The sequence below is a fragment of the Amphritea sp. genome (assembly GCF_048266285.1).
Taxonomy (GTDB): Bacteria; Pseudomonadota; Gammaproteobacteria; order Pseudomonadales; family Balneatricaceae; genus Amphritea.
On sequence record NZ_JBLWZV010000001.1, the window covers coordinates 58,929 to 73,715 of the forward strand.

Annotated in this window: 9 protein-coding genes; 3 read left to right on the forward strand and 6 right to left on the reverse strand. The window is 48.8% G+C overall.

Features of this window, described 5'->3' with window-relative positions:
- The first annotated feature begins 67 nt into the window (after nt 1–67).
- Together ACN0T0_RS00250 and mgtE are read left to right on the forward strand one after the other, a co-directional pair.
- Nucleotides 68–1,525: an aspartate kinase gene (locus tag ACN0T0_RS00250; protein WP_417221894.1), complete on the forward strand. Its 1,458-nt coding sequence runs from the start codon at nt 68–70 to the stop codon at nt 1,523–1,525.
- Between the two features lie 129 nt (nt 1,526–1,654).
- Complete coding sequence (gene mgtE, locus ACN0T0_RS00255) at nt 1,655–3,004, forward strand: magnesium transporter (protein ID WP_417221896.1); 1,350 nt, start codon at nt 1,655–1,657, stop codon at nt 3,002–3,004.
- 64 nt (nt 3,005–3,068) lie between these two features.
- Here the strand turns inward: mgtE and ACN0T0_RS00260 are convergent, their stop codons facing one another.
- The gene (locus ACN0T0_RS00260; RefSeq protein WP_417221898.1) at nt 3,069–6,098 is read right to left on the reverse strand and encodes an EAL domain-containing protein; all 3,030 of its coding nucleotides are present in this window, start codon (nt 6,096–6,098) and stop codon (nt 3,069–3,071) included.
- A gap of 110 nt (nt 6,099–6,208) precedes the next feature.
- On the opposite strand from ACN0T0_RS00260, the gene ACN0T0_RS00265 reads away from it, so the two are divergent.
- Complete coding sequence (locus ACN0T0_RS00265) at nt 6,209–7,009, forward strand: substrate-binding periplasmic protein (RefSeq protein ID WP_417221899.1); 801 nt, start codon at nt 6,209–6,211, stop codon at nt 7,007–7,009.
- Nucleotides 7,010–7,146: 137 nt separating this feature from the next.
- On the opposite strand, the gene ACN0T0_RS00270 is transcribed toward ACN0T0_RS00265, so the two are convergent.
- The 5 genes from ACN0T0_RS00270 to ACN0T0_RS00290 all read right to left on the reverse strand — a co-directional run bounded on the left by ACN0T0_RS00270 (nt 7,147) and on the right by ACN0T0_RS00290 (nt 14,595).
- Nucleotides 7,147–8,451: a TolC family outer membrane protein gene (locus ACN0T0_RS00270; RefSeq protein WP_417221901.1), complete on the reverse strand. Its 1,305-nt coding sequence runs from the start codon at nt 8,449–8,451 to the stop codon at nt 7,147–7,149.
- The gene (locus ACN0T0_RS00275; RefSeq protein WP_417221903.1) at nt 8,448–11,522 is read right to left on the reverse strand and encodes an efflux RND transporter permease subunit; all 3,075 of its coding nucleotides are present in this window, start codon (nt 11,520–11,522) and stop codon (nt 8,448–8,450) included. Before ACN0T0_RS00275 ends, ACN0T0_RS00270 begins: the two co-directional genes overlap by 4 nt.
- 2 nt (nt 11,523–11,524) lie before the next feature.
- Nucleotides 11,525–12,589, reverse strand: coding sequence for an efflux RND transporter periplasmic adaptor subunit (locus ACN0T0_RS00280; RefSeq protein ID WP_417221905.1), 1,065 nt, complete (start codon nt 12,587–12,589; stop codon nt 11,525–11,527).
- Nucleotides 12,579–13,211, reverse strand: coding sequence for a TetR/AcrR family transcriptional regulator (locus tag ACN0T0_RS00285; RefSeq protein ID WP_417221907.1), 633 nt, complete (start codon nt 13,209–13,211; stop codon nt 12,579–12,581). The genes ACN0T0_RS00280 and ACN0T0_RS00285 overlap by 11 nt, the downstream gene beginning before the upstream one ends.
- A gap of 202 nt (nt 13,212–13,413) precedes the next feature.
- Nucleotides 13,414–14,595 carry a pyridoxal phosphate-dependent aminotransferase gene (locus ACN0T0_RS00290; RefSeq protein WP_417221909.1) on the reverse strand — a complete coding sequence of 394 codons (1,182 nt, stop codon included), beginning with the start codon at nt 14,593–14,595 and terminating at the stop codon, nt 13,414–13,416.
- Between the last annotated feature and the right edge of the window lie 192 nt (nt 14,596–14,787).

Below are 14,787 nucleotides of genomic sequence, written 5' to 3' on the forward strand. Positions count from 1 at the left end.
TACCCGTTTAAGGTGACGTGAGGTGCAGGCTAGGGTGACCTTCTATTTATCTAAAATTCTGAGAGTTATGCATACTATAGAAAAAATCGGCGGCACATCGATGTCAGATTATGTGTCGGTACGCGATAATATTATTTTTAAACCTTCTAATCCCGACAGTCTCTATCAGCGAGTGTTTGTTGTCTCCGCTTACGGTGGTATCACCGACAAATTGCTGGAACATAAGCGCAGTGGTCAGCCAGGTGTCTACGGCTTGTTTGCCAGTAGCATCGAAGATCGCAGTTGGTTACTGGCATTAGAGCAATTGAAATGTGAAATGTATGACCACAACCTGCAGCTGTTTGGTAAAGGTGATGCGCTGATTCGCGCCAATAACTTTATTGATGAGCGATTACAGGATGCGCAAAAGTGTCTGACGGATCTGCACAGCCTGTGTATGCATGGCCATTTCGCACTGGATGCTCACCTGACTACTGTGCGGGAGATGCTTGCCAGTATTGGTGAAGCTCACAGCGCTTGGAATATGGTTGAGCTGTTAAAGCGAGATGGTGTTAATGCCTGCTATATCGATTTGACCGGCTGGGATACTGATCGTCATATGTCCCTCGATGATCGAATCTGTTCTGCTTTTAAGCATATCGATCTGCAGACGCAATTACCGGTCGTCACCGGTTATGCCCATAGTCAGGATGGTCTGATGTCCTCCTTTGACCGGGGCTACAGTGAGATGATCTTTAGTCGTCTGGCAGTGCTGACAGAGGCACGGGAAGCCGTTATTCATAAAGAGTTCCATCTGAGCAGCGCTGATCCGCGTCTCGTGGGTGAAGATAACGCCGTGCCTATTGGTCGCACCAACTATGATGTGGCTGATCAGTTAGCCAACCTGGGTATGGAAGCGATCCACCCGAAAGCGGCGAAAGGGTTGCGTCAGCACAATGTGCCGTTACGCGTGAAAAATACCTTCGAGCCAGAGCATACGGGCACCCTAATTACCGGTGACTATGTCAGTGATACGCCTCGGGTCGAGATTATTGCCGGTTGTCGTGGTGTGTACGCACTGGAGCTGTTTGATCAAGATATGGCGGGCAGTCTTGAAGATTATGATCGTGAGATCTTGGCGTTGATTAAGCGTTTTCGGGCGCAGATTGTCTCGAAAGATGTGAATGCTAACACCATTACGCACTACTTGGCGACTAACTTGAAGACGGTTAAGCGTATTCGTGCCGCCCTAGCTGAGCGTTTCTCCGATGCAGAGTTAGATCACAAAAAGGTCGCTATCGTGTCGGCGATTGGCAGTGATATGGAAGTGCCGGGCATTTTGGCGAAAGCGGTGTCGGCCATCGCTGAGGGTGATATCAGTGTATTGGCGATTCATCAGTCGATGCGTCAGGTGGATATGCAGTTTGTGATTCAAGAAAGTGATTATGATGCGGCGGTTAAGAGTCTGCATAAAGCGCTGGTGGAAGTACATGATCACGGTCGGGCGATCTGCTTGTCGAGCTACTCGGCACAACGGCTGAACTAATACTATGTTCGATGGTGCCAGAAACTGATAAGTTAGCAGCCTGAACGTTATACCGTTGTTAGCGGTGTCGATAGCGGAACTATCGAGCAGTCATGACGTTCAGTTCGTTTAATATCAGGAGTGCTATGCATGTCTCAGACAAGTCTACGTATTGATCAGATTCACACAGCGATCGAGCGAGAGGATGAGGTTACACTCAATAATCTGCTGGCCGAGGTGAGCGCTAGTGAAACGGCCCGATTGATAGAGGGGTCCGCCCCTGAAAGACGTAGTGTGATTTGGGATGTGCTGGATGTCCAAAAGCGCGCCGGTGTGCTCAAGAGTGTTAACGGCGATATCCGTCAGTATCTGATCGATAATACTTCCCACGATGAGCTATTAGAAAGCTTGTTTCTACTGCAGCCTGATGAATTGGCTGATATTGATGAGGATCTGCCCGGTACGGTGATCAACGCTATGATCGCCGCGATGGATGAGCTGCGTAAGCGACGTTATAACAGCGTTAAGCATTACCCTGATAATACGGCAGGTGGTTTGATGGATACCGATACCACCGCTGTTAGGGCCGATGTGTCGATTCTTTCGGTGTTACGTTATTTGCGCCTGCTACGAAATAAAGAAGGCGAGATGCCGGAGCAGCTTGATAGCTTAATGGTGGTTGACCGAAACAATAAGCTATTAGGTGTATTGCCCCTCAGTGATATTGTTTCGCTGCCCACGGACACTTTGGTCGCGGATATTCTCGATGATAGTTTTCAGGCGATTCAGGTTGATGCTAGCCAAGAGAAGGTCGCGCGTATATTCCAGGATTGCGACCTGCTATCTGCCCCCGTCGTCGATGGTAATTACCGTTTGCTCGGGCGTATCACCATCGATGATGTGGTCGATGTGATTCAGGCGCAGGCCGATGCTAAAGTGCTGAGTTCTGCCGGTTTGAAAAATCACACCGATATGTTTTCGCCGATTTTAAGTAGCGCGTATAAGCGTGGCTATTGGTTGGGGATCAATCTGATAACCGCCTTTGTCGCGGCTTGGGTGATTGGCTTATTTGAAGCGGTCATCGAGCAGCTCATCGCCTTAGCGGTGTTGATGCCGGTGGTGGCGAGTATGGGCGGCGTGGCGGGCTCGCAAACATTGACGATCGTTACCCGAGGTTTGGCCTTAAATCAGATTGGCCGTACCAATATTGCCCAGTTAATTATCCATGAAGCCTCGGTGGTGTTCCTTAATGGTATTGTCTGGGCGCTGGCGGTGGCGGCGATTGCGTTGTATTGGTTTGGCGATCCGATGCTTGGCGCGGTGTTTGGTATAGCGCTGATGATTGTGTTGATTACCGGTGTTATCGGGGGGATTTTTATTCCGCTGATTCTTCAGCGGTTGGCTATTGATCCTGCGGTGGCTGGCAGCGTGGTGTTGACCACCTTTACCGATGCCATTGGCTTTTTCTCGTTCCTCGGATTAGCCAAGGTGTTGATCTGATTCTTCCCCCGCAGTGAGTTTTTAAGCTGACGTTTATAGCCTGAATGCAGATTTATAGGCCCCGTTATGCGGGGCCTTTTGCACGGTCTTCCAACAAGTTCATCAACTGCTCTTCACCCATCGGTTTTGCCAGTAGGTAGCCCTGTATCATCGGCGAGCCATACTGCCTTAAGATATCGAGTTGAGCCTGGGTTTCAACACCTTCAACAATGGTTTTTAATGACAGCGAGCTGGCGAGAGAGAGTATCCCTGATACCAGTGCCTGATCATCTTTATCGGTTTCGAGGTCATCAATAAAGGACTTATCGATTTTTAACCGTTTGACGGGGTATTTTTTCAGATAGCTGAGGGATGAATAGCCGGTGCCAAAGTCATCGATGGCGATATCGATACCTTGGGAGACGATACTGTTGAGTTGACTATGGATTCTAGCTTGATCCATCATCAATGCGCTTTCGGTGATTTCCACCACAATGTCCGAGCCGTCGAGCTCAAAGTTTGCTAGCTCGCGGGTGAGAATGTCGGCGACATTGCCTCTCATGAACTGAGCGCTGGAAATATTAATACTGACTTTCGGGATTTTTATGGGGGGAGCACCGAAGACAATGCGCAGCTGTTTAGTAAACTGGCATGCCTCTCGGATAATCCACTCACCTAGGCTGTGGATCAGCGCGGACTCTTCCGCTAATGGGATAAATTCCAGCGGATAGACGGTACCTCTTTCGGGGTGGAGCCAGCGTACCAAAGCTTCTACCGATTCAATATGCTGCCCGTCGGTGGACCAGATGGGTTGGTAGACGAGGAAGAACTCGTTTCGTTCCAGTGCTTTATAAATATTCTGCTCAAGAGTACTACGTTTGAGCGAGTCTTCATTCATCTCCTGATTGAAATACTCACGGGTGTTACGGCCCGCCTCTTTCGCTTTATACATGGCGTTATCGGCATTGATGACCAGTTTTTCACTGATTTCGCCATTGTCAGGGTAGATGGCGATACCGATACTGCAGGATATGTAGGCTTCATTGCCATCCAAAATGTAGGGATGGCCAAGGGTGCTTAACACCTTATCGGCGATCTTCTCGATAGTGGATACTTTTTCCAGCTCGGGCACAATGATGGCGAACTCATCACCACCGAGTCGGGCAACGGTATCGCTTTTACGGATGCAGGCTTGTAGCCGTTCCGAGACCTGCTGTAGCAACAGATCTCCAATATAGTGGCCGAAGGTATCGTTAACATATTTAAAGCGGTCGAGATCGATATAGAGCAGTGCCGCCTTGGCTTGGGCGCGCTCGGTAAAGGCGATTGCCTGATTGAGCCGGTCTTCAAACAGGTTTCTGTTGGGCAACCCGGTTAGCGCATCATAGTTTGCCTGATGAATAATAATGGCTTCGTTATGTTTACGTTTAGTGATATCGCTGAAGAGGGCGACATAGCCCTCCAGCTTACCTTCTGGATCGAAGCGGGATGAGATCACAACCCATTGAGGGTAAAGCTCGCCGTTTTTGCGCCGATTCCAAATTTCGCCTTCCCAGAAATGCTGCTCTTCGAGTTCTTCGTAAACGGTCTTATAAAAGTTATCGGTGTGTTTGCCTGATTTAAGCATTGCCGGGGTTTTGCCAATCACTTCTGACTGTTGATAACCGGTAATATGTTCAAATGATGGGTTAACCATCTGAATACGGGTGTCCTGATCGGTGACCATAATGGCTTCAGCGGCAGCGCTAAAGACATCGGAGGCTAATCGAAGCTTTTCTTGGGCTTCTTTTTCTTCAGTGATCGGCCGTTTGAGAGCAATAAAATGGGTGATGATACCGTCATCATTAATCAGTGGGCTGATTGATGCATCTTCCCAATAGAGGGTGCCATCTTTGCTCTTATTGTGGAACTCACCTCTCCAGGTTTCACCGTTTACCAGCGTCTGCCACATCGCTTCATACTCATGGTCGGCCATATCACCGGATTTGAGAATGCGAGGGTTTTGGCCAATGACATCTTTACGGTTATAGCCGGTAATGGTTTCGAAGCTTTCGTTTACATATTCAATTAGCCCATCAGGATCGGTAATCGCAATAATGGTTGGGTTATGTTCGACGACTTCAGACAGCAGGTGAACTTCATCTTTCATCTTGAGCGCTTTTTTACTCAGGCGTACAACAAAGAATGTGCCAAAAATGAGCAGAGTGGTGGCGATCAACAGGATGAGTATCAGGCCATTTTTCTGTTTTAACCACAGTGTCATCGAGCGGTTATGATTGGTAATGACGGTGACTGCAAGTGGGTACTTGGATAACAGCTCCATGGTGACGGTTGAAAAAGGCACGCCTATCAGTGAATCACGCACCTCGGCTGCATCACGGTTTTCCTCTAAGGCAGCCTTGAGGTGGCTGAGAACGCTTTTTCGGTTGGGACCGTATAAGCCTTTCTGTAACAGTGCGTTGCCGTCAAAATCGGTGAGATAAACGCTGTCAGATTGTTCTAGATGGAGATCGTTAATATAGCGTTTGAAATAGCTAGGGTTAAAGGTGGCGACAATCAGTAATCGTTCGCCATCGGCGGTACGGGTTTCATAGCCGATGGGGATTAAACTGCGTCGATTGCCCTCTTCCGGAAAGTAACCCTCGAGTGGTAGGAAGCGCCCTTTGAGTGGTGTGCCGACCACCATTCCTAAGGAAAAGGGGCTACGGTTGGGGTTATTTAACCCGAGAATATTCAGGTTGATATTATTGTTTGCGCTATTGTGTGTATCGATGATGGTATCGCGGCCTTTGACCACCGTAATCTGCCGCAGTTGTGGGGCAAATTTCAGGGTTTTCAGTGCCCGGTTGCGCATGCTACTGATATGCTCAGGGCTGAGGTCACCGTCGCGTAGATCATCCGAGAGTGAGATCAGAGTGATTTCCAGCGCTTCAAATGTTCGGGTGATGGTGCTTTCAATCATCCGGGCATAAAGGGCTGATCTTTCGTTTCTTTCATCGATGCTTTGTAGAAAACTAAGCCAAAGGGTTGTGCAGATGAGGCTCAGCGCACAAATAAGTCCTCCGTAGAGCCATTTTGAAAAGGATGGCGGTCTTTTTACATCATTTTTGTGCATAGATTTACAACTTAAATCAAAGAAGCGCTATAAAGAAGGACCTAGCTCACATAAGATATTGTACATTAGAACGCAATTGATAGTAGAAAGTCACGCAGGAAGTAACGTATATGACTAACAAGCATCGCATCTCTATGTTTCTTATGGCCTGTTTAATGATGATGTCATCTACGGCTAGCATTGCCAGTGAACGGGCTCAGCGGATCATGGCTTCGGGTGAGATTAAAGTGTGTATCTGGCCGGACTATTTTGCCATTAGTTATCGTAACCCTCGCACCTTAAAGTTGGAGGGCATCGATATTGATATGGCGCATGCATTGGCCGATCGATTGGGGGTTAAGTTAACCTTTGTTGAAAGTTCTTTTTCTAAATTGGTTGAGAACATGGAAAACAATGCCTGCGATATTAGTATGCATGCGATTGGTGTTCGAGACGATCGTAAACCTCATATGGAATTTTCGAAGCCTTACCTAGCCAGTGGTATCTATGCCGTGGGTACTAAAGATAATCCTGATCTCAATAGCTGGGACAGCATTGATCAAGAGGGGGTTGTGGTTGTGGTGCAAAAGGGCACCTTTATGGAGCCGGTGGTTAAAGCGCGTTTTAAGCATGCAGAGGTGGCGGTTGTTGATAGTTTCAAGGCCCGCGAACAGGAAGTGTTGAGTGGTCGCGCCGATGTCTTTATGGGCGACTACCCCTACGGTAAGCGGATGGTGTCGCTGACAAAGTGGGCGGTATTGCTGTCACCGGATGAGCCGTTTGCTAAAACCGATTATGCGTATGCGGTTCCGAAGGGTGAGTTAGAATGGTTAAAAGAGATTGATGGGTTTCTCCTAGAGATGAAAAAATCGGGTAAGTTAAGTGAATACGCGGAAAAAAATGGACTGAGTGAAATCGTTGTTATGGATTAGATGGCGCCATCGATTGAGGCAAAGGAAACGGCTGTTTGGCCTTAAAGCCTTGAGCTGATGACGGATGATCATGAAAAAGGCGGATATCGATGATATCCGCCTTTTTTGTATGCCTAAGGTTCAGGTCTGTATGAGGCTTACTCTGTTTTAGCTTTCATCCACTGGTCTAGACCGATCACATCATCCGGGCTGAGAGTGCCAATCTGTTGCTTAAAGCTGAACAGGTTTTGGATATAGTCAAACCGGGCATTGGCATAATCGCGCTGAGCAGAATAAAGCTGTTGCTCGGCTTGCAGCACATCGACCACGTTCCGGGTGCCCACATTGAAGCCCTCTTCAGTGGCTTTCAAGGCAGTCTCACTCGACAGAATGCTCTGCTTACGGGCGGCAACGCTTAAGACATTGGTTTGTAAGTTGCGCAACAGGTTGCGTGTTTCAAGGATCACACCTCGTAGGGTGTCGTCTTGATTAAAACGTGTCTGCGTGAGTCCATATTCCGCCTGACGACTCTTGGAGCTAGTAGCGCCCCCAGAGAAGATTGGCATCGACAGCGTTAACCCAATTTGATTGGTTTCCCAGTCATCATCGGGGTAGGTTGCAGAGCCATTGTCTTTATCATGGCTGGCGGTCAGCGACAGGGTTGGTAAGTGACCGCTGGAGGCGGCTTGGGATTGACGTCGCGCCGCTTCGGTATTGGCTTGGGCGACTTTGAGTGCCAAATTACCCGCTTGGGCTTTTTCAATCCAAGCTTGTGGGTCTATTGGGCTGATGTTTTCAACCGGATAGTCTTTGGCGAGTGGGTCGATCGTACCGACCGGTTGCCCGGTAAGTCGCTCAAGTGATTGGAAACTATTATCGAGATCACCCTCGGCGAGGATGCGAGATACCTTCGCGTTGTCATAAGATGCCTGAGCTTCTTGAACATCGGTAATGGCAATGAGGCCTACTTCAAACTGTGCATTTACTTGATCAAGACGACGTTTAATCGCGCGCTCTTGTGCTTGAGATGTTTCCAGCGCGGTCTGTGCCCGCAATACGCTTAGGTAGCTGTTAACTACTCTGAGAATCAGGCTTTGTTGCGCCTGATCGAACTGCAAAGACGCGGCTTCTGATTGGGCAATGCCTTGCTTGTAGGTAAACCATGCCGCCGCTGAAAACAACGGCTGGCTCAGGCTGACGGTATAGCCGTGGTTATTGTAATCGGTCGAGTCGTAGTTCACCCAGGTGGTGTTACCCGTTAACGCAACCGTTGGCAGTAATCCTGCTCGCCCTTGGGGCAGGGCTTCTTCACCGGCTTTAGCCGCTGCTTCAGCCGCTTTGAGTTGCGGATCCTGAGCGAGCGCTTGTTGATAGATATCGGTCAGTGCACCAGCGCTGACGTATGGCGTCATCAGGGCGCAGCTGATCGCTGTCGCCAGAATCGTATGTTGAATGGCTTTCACTGCTCTGATCCTTGTTCCATAAGTTTAATGTCCGGCTCTACTTGCTTGAAGAGACGCCGTCCTAAATAACTGTAAACCGTCGGTACTATAAATAAGGTTAACAGGGTACCAAAGGTCAAACCACCCACAATTACCCAGCCAATTTGTTGTCGGCTTTCGGCGCCGGCACCAAAGGCGATTGCCAGCGGTATAGTACCCAGCACCATGGCACCGGTGGTCATGAGAATAGGGCGCAAACGCATGGTGGCTGATTCGATAATCGCCTCCTGGAGGTCGCGTCCCTGATCCTGTAGTTGGTTAGCAAATTCGACGATCAAAATACCATGCTTGGTGATAAGGCCAATCAGGGTAATCAAACCGATCTGGCTGTAGATGTTTAGACTACCGCCGGTGATGTATAGCGCTGATAGGCCACCAAACAGGGCGGGTGGTACGGACAGCATAATAATCATCGGATTTCGGAAGCTTTCAAACTGCGCCGCCAATACCAGGAAGGTAAATACCAACGCTAAGGCTGCCGTTAGCATCAGACCGCTACCCGATTTCTTGAATTCGCGGGATTGTCCGCCGAAGTCATAAAGGGTTTCTGGACTAATTTCGGCCATTTGCTGTTCAATAAAGTCGAGTGCTTCACCGACGCTGTAACCCGGTGCCAGAATTGCCTGGAATTTAACCGCTTTCATCTTATCAAAGTGGTTAAGTTCGGTTGGCGCAACGCTCTCTTTAATATCAACCACGGAGCTTAGCTGGACCATATCATTGTCATTAGTACGCAGATATAGGTTGCTCAGGTCGCTTGGACTGCGTCGCAGAGAGGGCTCTACTTGAAGGATAACATCGTATTGATCACCATCCTTTTTAAAGCGGGTGACATTACGGCTAGCCATATAGGTTTCGATACTGCGACCGATCAGGTTGATATCCAAGCCCATTTCAGAGGCTTTATCCCGGTTGACGTTGAGTGTCAGCTCCGGTTTATTCAGCTTAAGGTCAATATCCGGTTGGATGAATCCAGGATTCTTAAGGATACGCGCCATCAACTGATCGGAGATGGTTTTCAACTCAGCAAAGTCGGTATTCGATTTGATAATGAATTCCACCGGGCGGGAGATAAAGCTCTGTCCCAGCGAGGGTGGGTTCATGGCAAATGACATGGTGCCGGTGATGCCGCCAAAGAGTTGCGGTGTTAGCTCGGCGACGATGCTTTGTTGTTTCTCCGCCCTCTCGCTCCAAGGTTTAAGACCGAGGAATGACATTGAGTTGGTATCTGTTGGGAAGCCTACAATGGTGAAGTAGCGGTCAGCGGAGGTTTGTTTTGCCAATACACCTTCAACCTGTTTCGCATAACGGTCAACATAGTCAACAGATGCGCCGTCTGGTGAGATCGACATGGCCAGAATTGTACCCCGGTCTTCGACGGGAGCCAGCTCTTGCGGTAGCTGAGTGAACAGGAAGCCTGCACCGGCTAAGCTGCCGACCATGATAACCACCGCTAACAGACGAGAGCGTAGGACTTTTTTCAGCAGTGACTGATAACCGTTGGTTAAGCTGATGATCCAGCCCTCAATCATGTTGAATACTGCACTATGGCGCTTTTCATGATGCAATAAGCGAGAACACATCATCGGTGATAGTGTTAAGGCGATAAAGCCTGATACCAATACCGCGCCGGCTAGTGTAAGTGCAAACTCAGTGAATAGCTTACCGGTGCGGCCCGGTGTAAAGGCGACGGGGGCAAATACCGCTACCAGTGTGAGAGTCGTCGCGATAATCGCAAAGCCAATCTCTTTACTACCTTTGAAGGCCGCTTGAATGGGGGATAAGCCCTCTTCAACGTGACGGTAGATATTTTCCAGCATGACGATGGCGTCATCCACTACCAAGCCGATCGCCAATACCATCGCGAGCAGGGTGAGGGTGTTAATACTGAAACCCATCATCAGCATCAGGGCAAAGCCACCAATCAATGACAATGGAATAGTTACGACCGGAATCAGCGTGGCCCGCAGGTTTCGCAGGAAGAAGAAGATCACCGCGATAACCAAGATACTGGCTTCAAAAATGGTTTGGAATACCGACTTAATCGACTCTGAAATAAAGATGGAAGAGTCGTAAGCGATCTCAACATTCACACCTTCAGGTAGTGCAGCCTTAATTTGTGGTAGACGTTCCTGAATACCATTGGACACATCCAGCGGGTTCGAGGTGGATTGTTTAACAACCCCTAGCGCCACCGCTGACTTACCTTTGAAACGTGATTTTTTACGTTCATCTTCCGGTGCGATCTCTACCCGGGCGACATCTTTAATGCGTACAGGGTAGCTGTTCTCATTACGAATAATGATGTTTTCAAACTGCTCGACAGAGTTCAGGTCTGTCTGTGACAGCACGCTGAATTCACGCTGATTACTTTCGATACGTCCAGCTGGAATCTCAACGTTCTGACTGCTCAGCGCAGCTTCGATATCCTGTGGAATAATCTGGTAAGCGGCCATACGAGAAGGGTCGAGCCAGATACGCATGGCAAAACGACGATCGCCAAACAGCATCACGTTAGCCACACCATCGACCGTTTGTAGCGGATCTTTCACCATCCGGTCGGCGATCTCTGAGATCTCCATCATCGAATGATTATCTGAGGAGAGTGCCAGCCAGAATACCGGCTGAGCATCCGCTTCGGTTTTAGCGGTGATGGGTTCTTCTACATCATCGGGTAAGTTACCGCGGACACGGCCGACACGGTCACGCACATCACTGGCCGCATCATCCGGATCCCGGGTGAGCTTAAAGGTAACGGTAATCTGGCTCTTTTCCGAACGGCTGACCGAGCTGATATAGTCGATGCCTTCAATACCGGAAAGTGAGTCCTCGATGATCTGGGTGACTTGGGTCTCAATAATCGAGGCACTGGCACCGGGATAACTGGTTTCAACGGTGACCACCGGAACATCGATCTTCGGATATTCCCGCACCGTGAGGCGGTCGTAAGACACTGCCCCGATGAGTAATATCAGCAGGCTCATGACTGTTGCCAGTACCGGCCGTTTGATACTAATTTCAGTAAGTATCATGCTTAGGCTCCTGGTTGTTCAGCAGCAGGCTGGCTAGGTTGTTCCCCAGTGCCGTCTACAAAGATAGGTGTTACCGGTGAGCCCGGGAAGAGTTTGAGCTGACCGGCGGTAACGATGACCTGATCAACGCTAAGCCCAGAGATAATGTTCACCGCACCGTTACGACGAATACCCAGTTTTACCTGTGCCATGTCGATCTTGTCATCGGTGACGGTCATGACAAAAAAGTCATTGTTCTTCGGGATGATCGCCTCTTCAGGCACCATGATCGCATTCGCATCGGTATGGGTAATAATCTGAATGCGGGCAAAGAGACCGGGGCGCAGCAGGTTATCGCGGTTTTCAACTTTCGCCCGAATGGCAATATTGTGGTTACGATCATTGATGCTAGGTGAGATCGCATAGATGACACCATCGAAGCTTTCGCCTGGCAGAGCATCAACGAGCACTCTTATCGCTTGCCCGGATTTGATTTTAGAGAGCTGATTTTCTGGCACATTAAAATCGACTTTCATGATTTTCATGTCGGTCAGTTCAACGAGGTCTTGGCCAATATTGACGTAATCGCCAGGGCTAAATTTACGCAGACCGATAACGCCATCAAAGGGGGCATTGATGGTCATTTTATTCAGTTTGGTTTGTGCCACCGCTTGTTGGGCTTGATCAACCTGTAGCTGAGCCAGCGAAGAGTCTTTATCTTGCTGGGAGCCAACCCGTTTTTTGACTAGGCTATCGGCACGTTGATAATCGATACGGCTCAGATTAACCCGGGCTTTACTCTCTTGTAGCTGAGCTTTATAGAGGGACGATTCGAGCACGATGAGTTTATCACCCGCTTTGACCTCACTGCCTTCGGTGAACAGTACCTTTTCGACGGCACCGCTTTGTTCTGGGCGCAGTATTATGGACTCGTTAGCGTTGAGTGTACCCACCGCTTCAATCATATGAACCAGCGGTTCACTTTTAACATGGACAACTTCTGCCGGTAAGCCAGCGGCTTGGGCTAAGGATGTCATATTGAGCGCCACACCTAAGAGTAAGGGGGCGAAAAGGCGATTAATTTTCATTATGTGGTTTATCCTTAGTCGTCGGATTAAGTGGTGCAAAGAGTGTGCAGAGCATATCAGCGGCGTCGCTTAAGGGTTGGGTCGATGCTTCTACTTTTGTGCGAAGTAAGGCCCCTTGCCAGCAGTCCCAAAACAGTTGCGCGAGTGCTCGGGCGGGCATATCGTCACGGAAACTACCTTCGAGTTGGGCTTCTCGACAATCTTTTTCAATACAGTCGATCACCCGTGTACAGGAAGAGTCGATAATTTGCCGGAATGACTCACTGGCATTGCCAACTTCGCCCATTAGATTAGTGAGCAGGCTACCGCAGCGGTCCGGGTCTTGTTCATACTCTTCGATAAAGACCTGCAGGGCAGCACGAAACCGTGCCCGTATATCACCGGTGGCCATTGCGCCCCGGCGTTCCCATTTAGCATCGTCCTGCTGGTGTTGGTATTCCAATACCGCGACGGCAAATTGCTCTTTACTTTCAAAGTAATTATAGAAAGAGCCTTTAGGTACTTGGCAGGCATTTAAAATCTCTTTCAGTCCAGTGCCGTGGTAGCCCTTGCGGCTAAAGAGTTCCATCCCGGTTTGTAAAATCTTTTCCCGATTGTGCTCATTTTTTTTGGGTCGATTCATGTTGATTAGACCGGTCGTCTTAAAAGGTAAAAAAGGATTATAAGTCCCGCTCTCATAAAAGCAAATGAAGATTTTAAGAAAAGTTGTCAGGGTATGTAAATCATCAATAATGGTGCACAGTAATCACGAGTTTTCAAATGATTTCAGTACGTCTTGACGTGAAAAAGCCGGGACTCGCCCGGCTTTTTATCAAGGGCTAGAATTATTTTTCTAGCGCTGTTTTGATGCGGTTAAGTGCGTCTTCGAGAACATCCAATGAGGTTGCAAAGGATAAGCGCATATTGCCCGGAGCACCAAAGGCCGAGCCCGGTACTAAGGCGACGCCGGCTTCGAGTAGCAGGAATTCAGCTAGATCGATATCGTTTTTGAACTGCTCATTGTTGTCGATCACCTGCTGAAAGCTAGGGAACGCATAAAAGGTTCCATCGGCCGGGATGCAGTCAACGCCTTCAATTTCATTCAGTTTCTTGATAACGAAATCATGACGCTGTTTAAATGCCTTAACCATCTCTTTTACGCAGTCTTGATCGCCATCGAGTGCTGCTTGCGCAGCGACCTGAGAAATCGAGGTTGGGTTAGAGGTGCTTTGCGACTGAATCTTCTTCATCGCACCGATTAGTTTCGCCGGGCCGGCGGCATAGCCGATGCGCCATCCGGTCATGGAGTAGGCTTTAGACACACCGTTCAATACGATGGTACGGTCATACAGCTCAGGCGCGACATTGAGGATGTTGATGAAAGGCGTCTCTGTGAACAGAATATGCTCATACATATCATCGGTAGCGACCAGTACCTCAGGGTACTTAGCCAATACATCGGCCAATGCTTTTAGTTCTGCTTCGGTATAAGCAACACCGGTTGGGTTGGATGGACTGTTCAATACCAGCAAGCGGGTTTTGTCAGTGATTGCCGCTTCCAGTTGTGCCGGGGTGATTTTGAAGCGGGCTTCCTGGGTTGTTGTGACAATAACCGGCACGCCTTCAGCCATTAACACCATATCGGGATAGGAAACCCAATAGGGGGCAGGAATGATCACTTCATCGCCTGGGTTGAGCAGTGCTAACGATAGGTTAAAGAAGCTCTGCTTACCGCCACATGACACCAAAATTTGATTGGCTTCATAGTCAAAGCCGTTATCCCGCTTGAACTTTGCAATAATCGCTTTTTTCAGTCCTGGCGTGCCATCAACCGCTGTGTATTTGGTGAAGCCGTTGTTTAGCGCCTCAATCGCAGCGTTCTTAATATGATCTGGGGTGTCGAAATCAGGTTCGCCGGCGCCCAGGCCAATAATGTTTTTACCTGCTGCACGTAGTTCAGCAGCACGGTTTGTCACTGCCAGTGTCGGAGAAGGTTTGATGCTGTTAACGCGATTGGAAAGTTGCATTGTCCTAGCCATATCCTCTGAAAAAAAGTGGTCGTGTGCCACGGTGTAGCCAACCGATAAATAATACCGGAATCCGCTGGGCGGAAAAATCATTTTCGTCGCGGAAAAGGGTTAAAAGTAAACTTTATGTCAATAAAGTGTCATAGCGGTTGTATTTCAGCTGTTTTTTCTTTCATTGCACGATCAGGCAGC